Consider the following 14,548-nt stretch of genomic DNA (forward strand, 5'->3'; position numbering starts at 1 on the left):
CCCGTCCAACTCGGCCGAAGTCGTCAGGAGTGGACCCACAATGTTTGTGAAACGCCGGATCACCGTTCTCGCCGCCTTGGCGGCCGTCGTCCCGCTCGCGCTCGCCGCGTGCAGCGGGGGGAACGAAACCCCCGCGCAGCCGAGCGGCCCGGTCACCTTGACCTGGTGGCACAACGGCACCACCGACCCGATCAAGTCGATCTGGGAGAAGGTCGTCGCCGACTACCACCAGGCGCACGGCGACGTCACGATCAAGGCCCAGCCGCTGCAGAACGAGGACTTCGGCACGAAGGTGCCCCTCGCCCTGCAGTCGTCGACCCCGCCGGACATCTACCAGTCGTGGGGTGCCGGTGACCTGGCTTCCCAGCTGACCTCGGGCAAGGTCGCCGACATCACCGACTTCACGAAGTCGTGGATCACCCAGACCACCGGCAAGTTCGGCGAGAACTGGCAGGTCGACGGCAAGCAGTACGGCGTGCCGTTCGAACAGCACTTCGTCGGCTTCTGGTACCGCAAGGACCTCTTCCAGCAGGCCGGGATCACCACCCCGCCGAAGACGATGGACGAGCTGAACGCCGCCGTCACGCAACTGAAGGCCAAGAACATCGCGCCGATCGCGGTCGGCGGCAAGGACCGCTGGCCGGATGCCTTCTACTTCAACTACTTCGCCGTCCGCGAGTGCTCGGTCGACGTGCTCAAGAAGTCGGTGAAGGCGGTCAAGCTCGAGGACCCGTGCTGGACGAAGGCCGGGCAGGACCTCAAGAACTTCCTGGCCACCGAGCCGTTCCAGACCGGGTTCGCCGGCACGCCCGCCCAGCAGGGCGCGGGCAGCTCGGCCGGCCTGGTCGCCAACGGCAAGGCCGCGATGGAGCTGCAGGGCGACTGGGAGCCCGGCACGATGTCGTCGCTGACCGACGACAAGGACCTCGACTCGAAGGTCGGCTGGTTCGCGTTCCCGTCCGTCGCGGGCGGCCAGGGCGACCCGAACGCGGTGCTCGGCGGCGGTGACGGGTTCGCCTGCACCACCCGTGCGTCGAAGGCGTGCGCGGACTTCCTGCAGTACCTGGGCAGCGAGCCGGTGCAGACGCAGCTCGCCGCGCAGGGCGCGGGCCTGCCCGTCAACACCGTGGCCGCGAAGGCACTGAAGACCGACACGCTGCGGCAGGTCTACGACTACGGCACGAAGGCGCCGTACCTGCAGATGTACTTCGACCGGGCGTTCCCGACGGCGGTCGGCGCCGCGCTGAACGACGCGGTGGCCAACATGTTCGCCGGCCAGGGCACCCCCGAAGGCATCGTGACGGCCGTCAACCAGGCCGCGGCGGGCAACAAGTGACCACGGCCACGACCCCGGTGCGGACGGCCGCGAAGCCGTCCGCACCGGCGGTCACCGCCCGCAAGCACCGGCCCGGCCGGCGCAAGCGGCTCGAGCTGGCGCTGCTGCTCGGGCCCGCGCTGGTGCTGTTCACCGGGTTCGTCCTGGTGCCGATCGGGATCGCGGCGTTCTACAGCGTCTTCAACTGGAACGGGTTCGGCCCGCTCGACGACTTCGTCGGGTTCAAGAACTACGCCGACGCCCTCGGCGGCACGGTGTTCCAGAGCGCCATCGTGCACAACCTGATCATCGCCGGGCTGTCGATCGTGGTGCAGCTGCCGCTGTCGATCGGGCTGGCGCTGCTGCTCAACCGGAAGCTGCGGGGGCGCGCGGCGCTGCGCGCCCTGGTGTTCGCCCCGTACGTCCTGTCCGAGGCGATCACCGCGGTCATCTGGTCGCTGATGCTGCAGCCGAACGGCTTCGCCGACCGGGTCCTGAAGGGCGCCGGGCTCGGCGGGCTGATCCACAACTGGCTGGCCGATCCGGGCATCGTGCTCTACACGCTGTTCGCGGTGATCACCTGGAAGTACATCGGGTTCGGCATCATCCTGCTGCTCGCCGGCCTGCAGGGCGTGCCGGCCGAACTGCGCGAAGCCGCGGCGCTCGACGGCGCTTCGGCGTGGCAGACCACCTGGCACGTCGTGCTGCCGCTGCTCGGGCCGACCATCCGGATCTGGATCTTCCTGTCGGTGATCGGCTCGCTCCAGCTGTTCGACGTCGTCTGGATCATGACGACGGGCGGCCCGGCGAACGCGTCGACGACGATGGCGACCTACCTGATCGACCACGGTTTCAAGCGCTACGAGTTCGGGTTCGGCTCGGCGGTCGCGGTGATCCTGTTCGTCATCTGCTTCGTGTTCGCCCTGCTGTACCAGCGGTTCGCGCTGCGCCGCGACACCCAGGGGGCCCTGACCAGGATGGTGGGCTGATGCGGTCCGGCAAGTTCGGCCTGTCGATGGGCTACCTCGCGGCGATCGTGGTGGTCGGCGTGACCGTCGTACCGCTGCTGTTCGTGGCGCTCGGCGGGTTCCGCACCAACGCGCAGATCAACAACGACCCGGCCGCGCTGCCGGGACCGTGGGTGTTCGACAACTACGCCTCGGTGCTCGGTTCGAGTGCGTTCTGGACGTTCCTCGGCAACAGCGCGCTGATCGCGGTGATCGCCACCGCGCTCGCCGTCGGCCTCGGCTCGATGGCCGGGTACGCGCTTTCGCGCTACCAGTTCAGGGGTCGCGAGGCGTTCTACACGTTGTTCACCCTCGGCCTGCTGTTCCCGATCGGCGTGGCGACGCTGCCGCTGTACCTGTGGCTGCGCCAGCTGGGCCTGCTCGAGAGTTTCTGGGGCGTGGCGATCCCGGAGGCGGCGTTCTCGCTGCCGGTGACGATCGTGATCCTCCGGCCGTTCATGCACGCGATTCCCGGCGAGATCGAGGACGCGGCGGTGCTCGACGGCACCACCAGGCTCGGCTTCTTCTGGCGCATCCTGCTGCCGCTCTCGACGCCGGCGTTGACCACGGTCGCCGTGCTCGCCTTCGTCACCAGCTGGAACACCTACCTGCTGCCGTTGCTGGTGTTCAACGACTCCGGGCACTTCACGCTCCCGCTCGGTGTCGCGATGTTCCAGTCCGCCTTCTCCCAGGACACCGCCCGGGTGCTGGCGTTCACCGCGTTGTCGGCGATCCCCGCGCTCGCGTTCTTCGTGCTCGCCGAACGGCGCATCGTCGGCGGGCTGACCGGATCCGTGAAGGGCTGACTCAGGAGGTCTGCCGTGCCGTCCGAGGTCCACCGTCGTGCGTTCCTGCAGTTGCTCGCGCTGGCCGGGGCGGGGTCCGTGGCTCTCCCGGGCCTCGCCGAAGCCGGCACCGGATTTCCCTTGGTGTCGCGGGGAAAGGCCGCGACGATCGTCGTCGGGTCGGCCGACTTCCCCGGCGTCCGCCGGGTCGTCGGCGACCTGGCCGCCGACGTCGAACGCGTCACCGGGGTGCGGCCCGCGGTGTCGTTCGACGTCGTCCCCGCGCACGGGCCGGTCGTCGTGGTCGGCACCCTGGGCCACAGCCCGCTGGTGGACGGGCTGGTCGCGGCCGGCAAGCTCGACGTCACCGGGATCGCGGGGAAGTGGGAGACGTCGCTGAGCCAGGTCGTCGACGGCCGCCTGGTGCTCACCGGCAGTGACCAGCGCGGCGTGATCTACGGCGTCTACGAGGTCTCCCGGCGCATCGGCGTCTCGCCCTGGTACTGGTGGGCGGACGTGCCGCCGCTCCGGCAAGCGGAGCTGCACCTGCCGCGCGAGCGGTTCAGCCTCGGTACCCCGCACGTGAAGTACCGCGGGTTCTTCATCAACGACGAGAACCCGGCGCTCGGCACCTGGGCCCCGGCCTTCTTCGGCCCGGGCCAGGCGCCCGGCTTCCCGAACGGCTTCAACCACCTGTTCTTCGCGAAGGTCTTCGAGACCATGCTGCGACTGCGGGCCAACTACCTCTGGCCGGCGGTGTGGGGACGCGCGTTCGCCGAGGACGACCCGCTCAACCACGCGACGGCCAAGGAGTACGGCATCGTCATGGGCACCTCGCACGAGGCGCCGATGATGCGCGGGATCGAGGAGTGGAACCGGCACGCGGTCCCCGCGGTCCGCGACGCGGCCGGGAACATCACGACTCCGGGGCACGACCCGTACGGCGGCACGGGGGAGTGGAGCTTCCGCCGCAACGGCGAAGCGATCAAGGCCTACTGGACCGACGGGATCCGCCGGATGGTCCGCGAGGACTTCGAGGGCGTCGTCACGCTCGGCATGCGCGGCAACGGCGACGTCGGCCTGCCCGACGGCGACGGCATCGAGCTGATGCGCGAGATCATCGCCACCGAACGGGAGATCCTCGCCCGGGAGACCGGCCGGGACCTGACCACCGTGCCGCAGGTCTGGACGCTGTACAAGGAAGTCCAGCGGTACTGGGCGAAGGGCCTGCGCCCGCCGGACGACGTCATCGTGGTGTTCACCGACGACAACTGGGGCAACATCCGCAAGATGCCCGACCTGTCCCTGCCCCCGCATCCCGGTGGGTACGGGCTCTACTACCACTTCGACTACGTCGGCGGCGGCCGCAACTACAAGTGGGTCGACACCGCGCTGCTCGCGAACACGTGGGAGCAGCTGCACCAGGCCTTCGCCTACGGCAACGACCGGCTGTGGGTGGCCAACGTCGGGGACATGAAGGGCAACGAGCTGCCGCTGCAGTTCTTCCTCGACTACGCCTGGGACCCCGCGGCCCTGCCGGTCGAGAAACTGTCCACTTGGGAGCGTCAGTTCGCCGGGACGAACTTCGGGTCGGCCCTGGCGGCGGACATCGCCGGGGTGCTGCACGACTACGGGCGCCTGCAGTCCCGCCGCAAGCCGGAGCTGCTCAACCGGCGGATCACGGTGGACGCCGCCGGGACGATCACCTACGACGACCAGATGACGCCGTTCAGTCTGGTCAACTACCGCGAGCTGGACCGGGTCACCGACGAGTGGCACGACCTCGCGGCGCGGGCGTCGAAGATCGGCGCGCGGCTGCCGAAGGGCTTCCAAGACGCCTTCTACGAGCTGGTGCAGTACGCGACCCAGGCGACGGCGAACCTGTACGCGCTGCGGCGCGCCGAGTTCACGAACCTGCTGTACGCGGCGCAGGGCCGGGCTTCGGCGAACGCGCTCGCCGCCGTCACCGAGGCCCGGTTCGCCGACGACCTGGCGCTGGCGGAGAAGTACAACACCGGCATCGCCGGCGGCAAGTGGAAGGGGTTCCAGACCCAGCCGCACATCGACTACGGCGACGTCGCCCGCTACGGCCCGAACGCCCCCTGGCAGCAGCCGGAGAAGGACAACGTGGCGCTGCCGGACGTCATCTTCCCGGCGGTGAAACGCCTCGAGCTGCCGGCCGCGGCGTCGCTGGGTGTCGCCGTCGACGGCTCCCCGGACGCGTGGCCCGGCGCCGCGGGACGGCCGGTGCTGCCGGAGTTCAGCCCCCAGCAGAGCGCGCCGCCGCAGTACGTCGACGTCTTCAACCGCGGCCGGGAACCGTTCCGCTGCACGGTCTCCGCCGGAGCGCCGTGGGTGCTCGTCGAGCCGCGCGGCGGCCGGGTGACCGAGGAGCTGCGGATGACCGTCCGGATCGACTGGTCCCGGGCCCCGAAGGGCACCACGACGGTCCCGATCACGGTGTCGGGCGCGGGTGCTTCGGTGGCGGTGGACGCGGTGGTCCGCAACCCGGAGCTGCCGCCGCCGTGGCGACGCGGTTTCGTCGAAGCCGGCGGATACGTGTCGATGGAAGCCGAGCACTGCAGCGCGAACGTCGGCACCGCGGACGCCGGGTGGCGGCGCATCCCGGACATCGGACGGACCGGGGCGGGGATGACCCCGTTCCCGGTGACGGCGGCGAGCCGCGCACCGGGAACGGGGCCGCGCCTGGAGTACCGGATGACGCTGTTCACGACCGGGCCGGTGACGGTGTGGGCGTACTTGTCCCCGCGCAGCAACGTGCTGGCCGGCGACGGGTTGCGGTACGCGGTGGCGTTCGACGACGCGGACCCGCAGGTCGTGAACATCACGACGGCGACGGGAGCGGACGACACGTCCATGAACCGCCAGTGGGAGCGGACGACGTCGGACAACGTGAACCTGACGGCGACGCGCCACGTGATCGGGGCGGCGGGGCCGCACGTGCTGAAGTTCTGGATGGTCGACCCGGCGGTGATCGTGCAGAGGCTGGTGATCGACACCGGGGGGCTGCGGGCGAGTTACCTGGGCCCGCCGGAGAGCACCCGGTGGCCGTGGTGAGCGAGGCGAAGGGTCGCGGTCTGGGGTCACGCCGGCGGGAAAGGCCGCGGAAGGGCCGCCCGCCGGGGGCGCCCCCCGTTTTCCACGCTACCGGTGGGCACCGACAATTCCGGGGCACGAAAGCCGCCGACCGACCGCCGGCGCCGCGCCCGCCGGCCGTTGATCAGCTCCGATCCGTGCTCCCTCGCTCAGCCGGTCAGCACCCGGTAGCCCCGGTGCGCCGGGGCCGCCGTGCTGTGGCGGACCACCAGGCTCGTCGCCAGCTCCAGGCGGTGGCTCTCCGGATCGACCCCGCGGGCCAGCGAAATCGCCAGCCGGGCACCGGCCGCCGCCATCTCCTGCAGCGGCTGGCGGACCGTGGTCAGCTCCGGGGTCAGCCAGCGGGCGATCGGCAGGTCGTCGAAGCCCACCACCGAAAGGTCGTCCGGGATGCGCAGTCCCGCGTCGCGGGCCGCCTCGTACACGCCGAGTGCCTGCAGGTCACTCCCGGCGAAGACCGCCGTCGGCCGGTCGGGGAGGGTGAGCAGTGAAGCCAGCTCCCGGTAGCCGGCCCGGACGTGGAAGTCGCCGCGGCGCACCAGGGCCGGGTCGAACGCCAGCCCGGCCGTCTCCAGCGCCGTGCGGTACCCGTCGATCCGGGCCCGGCTGCACAGCACTCCCTCCGGGCCGCCGATCATCGCGATCCGGCGGTGGCCCAGCTCCACGAGGTGCCGGGTGGCGGTCAGGCCGCCCTGCCAGTTCGTGGCCCCGATCGAGGGCGTCTCCGGTCCCGGCGCACCGGCCGGGTCGACGACGACCAGCGGGATGTCCCGGGCCCGGAGCTTCGCCAGCTGCCCGCCGGTGAAGTCCGAGCACACCGAAACGATGCCGACCGGCCGCCGGGCGAGGACGCTCTCCAGCCAGCTCTGCCCGGGTGTGTGCCGGCCCGAAGATTCGGCCAGCACCACCGCCATTCCGTTTTCGCGGGCGACGCACTCGACCCCGCGGATGATTTCCAGTGCCCACGTGCTTTCGAGTTCGTGGAACATCAGTTCCAGCAGCCGGGAACGGCGGGAACGTTCGTCCGCGCGGCGCCGGTACCCGTATTTCCCGATGACCGCTTCGACGCGGGCGCGGGTACTTTCCGCGACGTCGGGACGGCCGTTCAACACTTTCGAAACTGTCGGGACGGAGACACCGGTCTCGGCGGCGATCCGGGCGATGGTCACCCGGGCCTCGGTCGGCTCGAGCTCGTCAGACTTCGTTGTCATGAAGGAGATTCTAGGTCATCGAAACCTGATTTGAAACTGTTGGAAAGTTTCGGAGAACCATTGCCTCGCGGAGGATGAAGATGTCGGGAAGAATTCCTAAGAAACGCGTCCTGATGGCGGTCGTGGCCACGCTGGGTATTGCTGTGTGGCAGGCACCTGCGGCATCCGCGTCGGTTCCACTGCAATACACCACGAACCGTTACGTTGGCAGTGCGGTGGCGGCGGCGTACCTGGCTTCGGAAACCGATTACCGGGCGGTGCTCACGCGGGAATTCGACAACGTGACGCCCGAGAACGAGATGAAGTGGGGCACGGTCGAAGCCGTGCGCGGCACCTACGACTGGTCCGGTGCGGACGCGATCGTCGCCTACGCCCGGCAACACCACAAGACCGTCCGCGGCCACACACTGGTCTGGCACTCCCAGCTCCCGGACTGGGTCGGCGCGCTGCCCGCCGACGAGCTCCGCCGGGTCCTGCGCGACCACATCACCACGGAAGTCAAGCGCTACAAGGGAAAGATCCGGGCCTGGGACGTCGTCAACGAGCTCTTCAACGAGGACGGCACCCGGCGGGACACGGTCTTCCGGCAGAAGCTCGGCGACGGCTTCGTCGCCGACGTCTTCCGCTGGGCGCACGCGGCCGACCCGCACGCGAAGCTGTACATCAACGACTACAACATCGAAGGGATCAACCCGAAGAGCGACGCGGTGTACGACCTGGTGAAGACGCTGCGGCGGCAGGGCGTGCCGATCGATGGCGTCGGCATCCAGGGGCACCTGTCGATCCAGTACGGCTTCCCGGGTCAGTACCGCGAGAACCTGGCGCGCTTCGCCAAGATCGGCGTGGAGACCGCGGTCACCGAGGCGGACGTCCGGATCCCGACCCCGCCGGACGCGGCCAAGCTCGCCACCCAGGCGAGCTACTTCGGGCAGCTGTGGGACGGCTGCCACGCCGTCCGGAAGTGTGTCGAGTTCACGACCTGGGGTTTCACGGACCGGCACTCGTGGGTCCCGGACGTCTTCCCGGGTGAAGGCGCGGCTTGCCTCTTCGACGAGAACCTGCGTCCGAAGCCGGCGTACTTCGCCCTCAACCCCTGATCCGAGGCTGTCGCCGATGCCGCGAATGACTCATTCGGGACCCCAGAGGTCCCGAATGAGTCATTCGCGACGTCCGACGCCCGTGCTCAGCGGACGGGGACCGGACCGGGACGCAGGCCGCGGGCGGTGAGCGCGGCGAGGATGCGGGGGACCGCGTCGAGGGTGGCCGGGCGGCCTTCGTGCATCAGCACGACGCCGCCCGGCTGCACCTTCCTGGCCGCGGTGACGATCTCGTCCGCGGAACAGCCCGCCCAGTCGCGGGTGTCGACGCTCCACAGCACCTCGGTGAGCCCGTGGGCCGCCAGCACCCGGGCGACCGAGGCGTCCGTGTCGCCGTAGGGCGGCCGGAACAGGGCGGGCCGGAGCCCGGTCAGCCGGGTCAGGAGGTCCTGCGTGCGCCGGACCTCCTGGTCGCGGGCGGCCGGGGACAACGTGGTCAGCTGCGGGTGGGTCCAGGTGTGGTTGCCGATCGCGTGGCCCGCCGCGGCGATCGCCCGGACGAGGTCCGGGTGCGCCGCGGCGTGCTCGCCCCACAGGAAGAACGTCGCCCGCGTGCCGCCGAGCGCGGCCAGCAGCGCCGGCGTCGTCTCGGGGTACGGGCCGTCGTCGAAGGTCAGCGCGACGGTGTCCATCGCTCCAAGATCACCGGACCCGGGCGCGACGGCAAGGACTTTCGGCCGGTTTCGTCAGCGGGTCAGCGAGTCAGCGGGCGAGGGCCGCGAGCCGCTTCGCCGTCGGCCAGCGGACGTTCCACGCCCAGCCGAGCTTCTCGAACACCCAGATCACCCGCGCGGAGATGTCGATCTGCCCGCGCTGCGCGCCGTGGCGGGCCGAGGTCGGGTCCGCGTGGTGGGTGTTGTGCCAGGACTCGCCCATCGACAGGATGGCCAGCGGCCAGAAGTTCGCCGAGCGGTCGCGGCTGGTGAACGGGCGTTCGCCGATCATGTGGCAGATCGAGTTCACCGACCACGTCACGTGGTGCTGGAAGGAGATCCGGGCCAAGCCGGCCCAGAGGAACGCGGTCAGCGCGCCCCACCACGACAGCGTGATCAGCCCGCCGAGCAGCGGCGGGAGCAGCAGGCTCACCACCACCCAGAGCGGGAAGAGCCGGTCGACGACGCGCAGGTCGCGGTCGGCGGCCAGATCCGGGGCGAACCGGTCGACGTTGGTCTTGTCGCGGCCGAAGAGCCAGCCCATGTGTGCGTGCCAGAAGCCGCGGGCCAGCGCCACCGGGGACGTCCCGAACAGCCACGGCGAGTGCGGGTCGCCCTCGCGGTCGGAAAAGGCGTGGTGGCGGCGGTGGTCGGCGACCCAGCCGATCACCGGGCCCTGGGCCGCGAGGCCGCCGGCCACGGCCAGCGCGATCCGCAGCGCCCGCTTCGCGCGGAACGAGCCGTGGGTGAAGTACCGGTGGTAGCCGACGGTGACCCCGAGTGTCGAGACCACGAAGAACGCGCCGCCGATCGTGAGGTCGAGCCAGCTGACGCCCCACCCCCAGAACACCGGGACGGCGACGGCCAGGGCGAGGAACGGGACCAGCAGGAACGTGCGGATGGTGATGAGCTCGGGGATCGTCTGCTTGCCGGAGAGCACGGGTTTCGGGGCCGGCGGGGCAGCCTTCACAGAGGCGGTCATGCACTACTCGATTCGAGGTCTACGCCGCGCCGGACCTGGCCGGGCGCGGAAGGCCGGGGGCGGGAACACCCGGCGGTCAGCGGTCTTGGGGTGCCCGGGCGGGTCGCCGCTCCTGCCGGCGATCGGCCTCGAGGCCACGGTGCGAGAGTGAGGCCGGCCGGACGCCGGCGTATGGGGTGCTCTCGACCTCTCCCACGTTACCGGAACGTTGTGAATCCGCAGTGTGGCCGCGCACGAGTAAGGCCCCCGCCCCTGGTCGGGGCGAGGGCCTTCAGGATGCCTCGTGGCTCAGATGACGCTGACGCGCTGGGCCTGCGGGCCCTTCTGGCCCTGGCCGATTTCGAACTCCACGCGCTGACCCTCGTCAAGCGACTTGAAGCCGCTGCCCTGGATCTCGGAGTAGTGGACGAACACGTCCGGGCCCCCGCCGTCCTGCGCGATGAAGCCGAAGCCCTTTTCGCCGTTGAACCACTTGACACTGCCCTGAGCCATACCAATACCTACTCTTTGTAGTGAGCCTGGACGCCCCGTTCGGACACCCGGTCTCGAGGTCATTCTTCCATTGCCGGAGCGCGGAGGCCACCCCCGGTGGTCAAACTCCCCAATCGGGTCGCAGCGGCATGCTCATCCCGCCCTCGCGGTCGGTCCGGACACCCAGGATGTGGTGCAGTTCGATCTCGCGGCGTTCGAAGGCCAGCCGGCAGGCCGCCAGGTAGAGCGCCCACACCCGGCTGCGCCCGGCGCCGGCTTCGGCGACGGCTTCGTCCCAGTGTTCGTCGAGGTTGGCGCACCACCCGGCCAGCGTCGTGGCGTAGTGCTCGCGCAGGTTCTCCGAGTGCCGCACCTCCAGCCCGGCGTCGTGCATGGCGGTCATGAGCTCGCCCGGCGCCTCGAGTTCGCCGTCCGGGAAGACGTAGCGGTCGATGAAGCCCCGAGACCGGTGGGCGACGCTGGTGTCCGGGTTGGTGATGCAGTGGTTGAGCAGGCGTCCGTGCGGCTTGAGCTTTTCGGCCAGGAAGCGGAAGTACCCCGGCACGTTGCGCGCGCCGATGTGCTCGGTCAGGCCGATCGACGAGATCGCGTCGAACCCGGTTTCGGTGACGTCCCGGTAGTCGAGGTGCCGGATCTCGGCGCGGTCGGCGATCCCGAGCGCGACGATGTTCTTCTGCCCCCACTGCGCCTGCTCGCGGGAGAGCGTGACACCGATGGCCTCGACGCCGTAGTGGCGGACGGCGTGCGCGACCATGCCGCCCCAGCCGCAGCCGACGTCGAGCAGCCGCATGCCCGGCTTGAGGCCGAGCTTCCGGCAGATCAGGTCGAACTTGTTCGCCTGCGCCTCCTCCAGGGTGGCGCCCTCGTGCGGGAACACCGCGCACGTGTAGGCCATCGACGGGCCGAGGACCAGCTCGTAGAACCGGTTGGACACGTCGTAGTGGCTGGCGATGGCCTCGCTGTCCCGCGCTTTCGAGTGCCGCAGCGCGGTCATCCCGCGCCGGAACCGGCTCGGGTGCTCCTCGGCCGGCGGCTTGACCACCCGCAGGTGGCGCGGGCCGAGCTTGCGCAGGAGCCACAGCCGGTCGGCCGGGGTGAGCTGGTCGACCTGCGTGGCCAGCGCGCGCAGCGCCGTGTAGAGGTCGCCCTTGACGTCGAGCGCGCCGGCGACGTAAGCGCGGGCGAGGCCGAGGTCGCCGGGGGAGGACATCAGGTAGTCCAGCGCCAGCGGCGAGCGCACCTCGATGCCCACCGGCGCGTCGGCCGGGCCGCTGCGGCTGCCGTCGTAGGCGGTGATCGAGACCTCGGCGCGCGGTCCGAGCAGCCGCTCGAAGACGGCGCCGACGGTGATGGTTTCCTGGGTCACGTTCGTTCCTTTCACCGGCGGCGGACGCATTTTTCGTAGAGGCCGAGCAGCCGCTCGCGCGGGTCGTAGGCCCGCTTGAGCTCCCGGTAGGCGTCGCCGTTGTAGAGCCGCCAGAACTCGTCCTCGGTGTAGAAGCTGTCCGAGTACAGCGACTTGTGGCCGCCGAGCCGGGTGACCTCGGCTTCGACCATCCGGTTGTGCACGCCGTCGCGCTCGCCGGGGTCGAGGGGCACCGACGACCAGAACCCGAAGTTGACGTACAGCTCGTCGGGGTCCAGTTCGTACAGCGGCCAGCGGACCCCGCCGGGCCGCTGGCGCAGCGGGCAGATCCAGACCGGGCTGATCGGGATCTCCCGCTCGAAGAACTCGAGGAACTCCGCGGCCCGGCCGAGCGGGACCTCGATGTCCTGCACGATCGTTTCTTCCGGCGGGAGCCGCCGGAGCTTCAGCAGCCGCTCGGCGATCCGGAACCGGCGGTCGAGCGCGACGGCCTTCCAGTACACCGAGGACCGCAGGAGCCGGCGGCCGAGCAGCAGCCGGGGCAGCCGGTGCTGGACGCCGAACGCCCGCGAGCACCAGAACCAGTCGGTGTCCCAGCGCCAGAGGTAGTCCCGGATGGTGAGATGGTCGGTCTCGCGGCGCTGGATCGAGCGGTAGTAGATGTCGAGCCAGGTGTAGTCGCTCGTCGCGGGCGCGGTGTCGGTGAACGTCCCGAGCGTCAGGTACAGCTCGTCCGGGCCGAAGACCGTGCCGTCGACGAAATCGACGTGCTCGCCGTCGTGTTCGCTCTTCGCGCAGATCTCGCCCAGGGCTTCGAAGAACTTCCCGCGCTCGTGGTGGCGGACGTGCCGCAGCCGCACGAACGGCTTCACCGGCTCCAGGAGGATCCGCAGCCGCAGCGCGTAGCCGAGGGTGCCGTAGGAGTTGGGGAAGCCGTGGAACAGGGCGCGGTGCTCGTTGTCCGGCGTGGCGACGACGATCTTGCCGTCGCCGGTGAGCACCTCGATCTCCAGCACCGACTCGTGCGGCATGCCGTTGCGGAACGACGAGGACTCGATGCCGAGGCCGGTCACCGCGCCGCCGAGGGTGATCGTCTTCAGCTGCGGCACGACCAGCGGCATCAGGCCGTGCGGCAGCGTGGCGTCGACGAGCTGCTCGTAGGTGACCATGCCCTCGACGTCGGCGGTGCGGGTCTCCGGATCGACGCGCAGGACGTGGCCGAACCCGGAGACGTCGAGCCCCGGGTGGTTCGCCGCCGAGCGGGAGCGGAAGAGGTTCGAGGTCCGTTTCGCCAGGCGGATCGTGGTTTCGCCGCTGATCGCGCTGAGCTGCCGTCTCAGGGCGTCGACGCGGGCTTCGTGCTCCGGGAATGCCGGGCCCGGACGGGCCTCGGGCACCCCGGCCTGATCGATGGTCACACCCCTGATCCTGCCTCACCGCGGGCCCGGGTGGCTCGCCGAGAGCCTGAATGCCGCAATCGGTGTCTCGTGAATCGGGAAAACGAGTCAACCGCGGCCCGTCAGGCGACGGCGCGCAGCGGGGTTTGCTCGTCGAGGAGCGATTCGGCGTCGGCGAGGAAGGCGTCGATCCGCCGCAGCCGGTCGGCGGTGCGCCGCTCGATCGCGGCCAGCCGGCCGGCCCGGCGCCGGGCGTCGTCGACGATCCGGTAGGCCTGCGCGCGGGCGTCGGCGGTGCGCCGTTCCGCGGCCTCTTCCGCGTCCCGGACGATCGCGGCGGCGCGTTCCCGGGCCGTCGTGACGATCCCGTCGGCTTCGGCGTGCGCCAGGTCGAGCAGGTGCCGGACGCGGTCGCCGACCGCGGCCGGGTCGGCGGGCGTGCGGCACAGCCGGTCGGCGCGGGCGCTCAGCTCGGCGTGCTCGGCCCGGGCCCGTTCGAGCTGCCGCGCGAGGTGGCCGGCCTCGGCGACGGCCGCGTCGCGATCGACGGTGAGCAGGCGCAGTTCGGCGAGGAGCTCGTCGATCCGCTCGTCGACCTGCGCGCGGTCGTAACCGCGGAACGTCAGCGCGAAGCTCTCCGGCAGGGGCAGCGGCGCCGTCATCGGGCCACGGCCGGCCGGGCCAGCAGCGCGGCGAGCGCGGCGGCGTCGCCCGCGGTCCGGAGGCGCACCGGGTCGGGCCGTCCGACGGTGTGGTCGTCTTCGTACAGGGCGGCGACGAACCGCGCGACCCGCCGCGGCGGCGGGGCCACGGTGGGGCCGCCCAGGTAGCGCAGGACGATCAGGTCCTCGCCCGAGTGCGTCTCGATCGCCGCCGCCCAGCCGTGTTCCTCGTCCCACAGCAGGGCGACGTCCCGGTCCGGGTAGTGCGGCAGCCGGGTGTCGAGGGCGACGTAGGCCGAAACCGGGCTGTCGTGGTCGAAGGTGCAGGACTCGAGGCCGATCCCGAGCTCGGCGGTGACTTCGCGGAGGTAGCCGAGCAGGGCGGGGACGGCGGGGTGCTGGTAACCGGTCGGGAGTTCGATCGATGCGGTCACGGGGGTGGCTCGCCTTTCTCTTCGGGTACC

13 protein-coding genes are annotated in these 14,548 nt (G+C 70.7%); 5 read left to right on the forward strand and 8 right to left on the reverse strand.

The window, feature by feature from the left end; translation table 11 throughout:
- Window positions 1-40: 40 nt before the first annotated feature.
- From AB0M30_RS32290 to AB0M30_RS32305, 4 genes are read left to right on the forward strand one after another with little or no spacing between them, the layout of a single operon-like run.
- On the forward strand, window positions 41-1,336 hold the full coding sequence (locus tag AB0M30_RS32290; RefSeq protein WP_364591530.1) for an extracellular solute-binding protein: 1,296 nt from the start codon (window positions 41-43) through the stop codon (window positions 1,334-1,336).
- Window positions 1,333-2,304, forward strand: coding sequence for a sugar ABC transporter permease (locus tag AB0M30_RS32295; protein ID WP_364591532.1), 972 nt, complete (start codon window positions 1,333-1,335; stop codon window positions 2,302-2,304). Before AB0M30_RS32290 ends, AB0M30_RS32295 begins: the two co-directional genes overlap by 4 nt.
- Entirely contained in the window at window positions 2,304-3,128 is an 825-nt protein-coding gene (locus AB0M30_RS32300) for a carbohydrate ABC transporter permease (protein ID WP_364591535.1), read from the forward strand. Before AB0M30_RS32295 ends, AB0M30_RS32300 begins: the two co-directional genes overlap by 1 nt.
- A 15-nt stretch (window positions 3,129-3,143) precedes the next feature.
- Window positions 3,144-6,185 carry a glycosyl hydrolase 115 family protein gene (locus tag AB0M30_RS32305; protein ID WP_364591538.1) on the forward strand — a complete coding sequence of 1,014 codons (3,042 nt, stop codon included), beginning with the start codon at window positions 3,144-3,146 and terminating at the stop codon, window positions 6,183-6,185.
- 188 nt (window positions 6,186-6,373) lie between these two features.
- Here the strand turns inward: AB0M30_RS32305 and AB0M30_RS32310 are convergent, their stop codons facing one another.
- Window positions 6,374-7,435 carry a LacI family DNA-binding transcriptional regulator gene (locus AB0M30_RS32310; protein ID WP_364591541.1) on the reverse strand — a complete coding sequence of 354 codons (1,062 nt, stop codon included), beginning with the start codon at window positions 7,433-7,435 and terminating at the stop codon, window positions 6,374-6,376.
- Window positions 7,436-7,548: 113 nt separating this feature from the next.
- Between AB0M30_RS32310 and AB0M30_RS32315 the strand changes: the two genes are divergently transcribed.
- Window positions 7,549-8,532, forward strand: coding sequence for an endo-1,4-beta-xylanase (locus AB0M30_RS32315; protein WP_364591544.1), 984 nt, complete (start codon window positions 7,549-7,551; stop codon window positions 8,530-8,532).
- Window positions 8,533-8,618: 86 nt separating this feature from the next.
- Here the strand turns inward: AB0M30_RS32315 and AB0M30_RS32320 are convergent, their stop codons facing one another.
- The 7 genes from AB0M30_RS32320 to AB0M30_RS32350 form a co-directional block, all read right to left on the reverse strand.
- Window positions 8,619-9,164, reverse strand: coding sequence for a polysaccharide deacetylase family protein (locus AB0M30_RS32320; protein WP_364591547.1), 546 nt, complete (start codon window positions 9,162-9,164; stop codon window positions 8,619-8,621).
- Window positions 9,165-9,234: 70 nt separating this feature from the next.
- A complete protein-coding gene (locus tag AB0M30_RS32325; protein WP_360170716.1) occupies window positions 9,235-10,167 on the reverse strand; it encodes an acyl-CoA desaturase in 933 nt (310 codons plus the stop codon).
- 288 nt (window positions 10,168-10,455) lie between these two features.
- Window positions 10,456-10,659, reverse strand: coding sequence for a cold-shock protein (locus tag AB0M30_RS32330; protein ID WP_004558414.1), 204 nt, complete (start codon window positions 10,657-10,659; stop codon window positions 10,456-10,458).
- Window positions 10,660-10,759: 100 nt separating this feature from the next.
- Window positions 10,760-12,025 (reverse strand): class I SAM-dependent methyltransferase, encoded by a 1,266-nt coding sequence (locus AB0M30_RS32335; protein ID WP_360170712.1) that lies wholly within the window; start codon window positions 12,023-12,025, stop codon window positions 10,760-10,762.
- A gap of 11 nt (window positions 12,026-12,036) precedes the next feature.
- A complete protein-coding gene (locus AB0M30_RS32340) occupies window positions 12,037-13,443 on the reverse strand; it encodes an FAD-binding oxidoreductase (RefSeq protein ID WP_364591551.1) in 1,407 nt (468 codons plus the stop codon).
- A 101-nt stretch (window positions 13,444-13,544) separates the two neighbouring features.
- Window positions 13,545-14,084 (reverse strand): hypothetical protein, encoded by a 540-nt coding sequence (locus AB0M30_RS32345; protein WP_364591554.1) that lies wholly within the window; start codon window positions 14,082-14,084, stop codon window positions 13,545-13,547.
- Window positions 14,081-14,518 (reverse strand): DUF6292 family protein, encoded by a 438-nt coding sequence (locus tag AB0M30_RS32350; RefSeq protein ID WP_364591556.1) that lies wholly within the window; start codon window positions 14,516-14,518, stop codon window positions 14,081-14,083. The genes AB0M30_RS32345 and AB0M30_RS32350 overlap by 4 nt, the downstream gene beginning before the upstream one ends.
- Window positions 14,519-14,548: the final 30 nt, after the last annotated feature.

This window comes from Amycolatopsis sp. NPDC051716, assembly GCF_040681595.1.
In the GTDB taxonomy this organism is placed as follows: Bacteria; Actinomycetota; Actinomycetes; order Mycobacteriales; family Pseudonocardiaceae; genus Amycolatopsis.

Coding starts and splice junctions, on each gene's coding strand:
- AB0M30_RS32290 (WP_364591530.1), top strand. CDS start 41: ATGTTTGTGAAACGCCGGATCACCGTTCTCGCCGCCTTGGCGGCCGTC.
- AB0M30_RS32300 (WP_364591535.1), top strand. CDS start 2,304: ATGCGGTCCGGCAAGTTCGGCCTGTCGATGGGCTACCTCGCGGCGATC.
- AB0M30_RS32310 (WP_364591541.1), bottom strand. CDS start 7,435: ATGACAACGAAGTCTGACGAGCTCGAGCCGACCGAGGCCCGGGTGACC.
- AB0M30_RS32315 (WP_364591544.1), top strand. CDS start 7,549: ATGGCGGTCGTGGCCACGCTGGGTATTGCTGTGTGGCAGGCACCTGCG.
- AB0M30_RS32320 (WP_364591547.1), bottom strand. CDS start 9,164: ATGGACACCGTCGCGCTGACCTTCGACGACGGCCCGTACCCCGAGACG.
- AB0M30_RS32325 (WP_360170716.1), bottom strand. CDS start 10,167: ATGACCGCCTCTGTGAAGGCTGCCCCGCCGGCCCCGAAACCCGTGCTC.
- AB0M30_RS32330 (WP_004558414.1), bottom strand. CDS start 10,659: ATGGCTCAGGGCAGTGTCAAGTGGTTCAACGGCGAAAAGGGCTTCGGC.
- AB0M30_RS32345 (WP_364591554.1), bottom strand. CDS start 14,084: ATGACGGCGCCGCTGCCCCTGCCGGAGAGCTTCGCGCTGACGTTCCGC.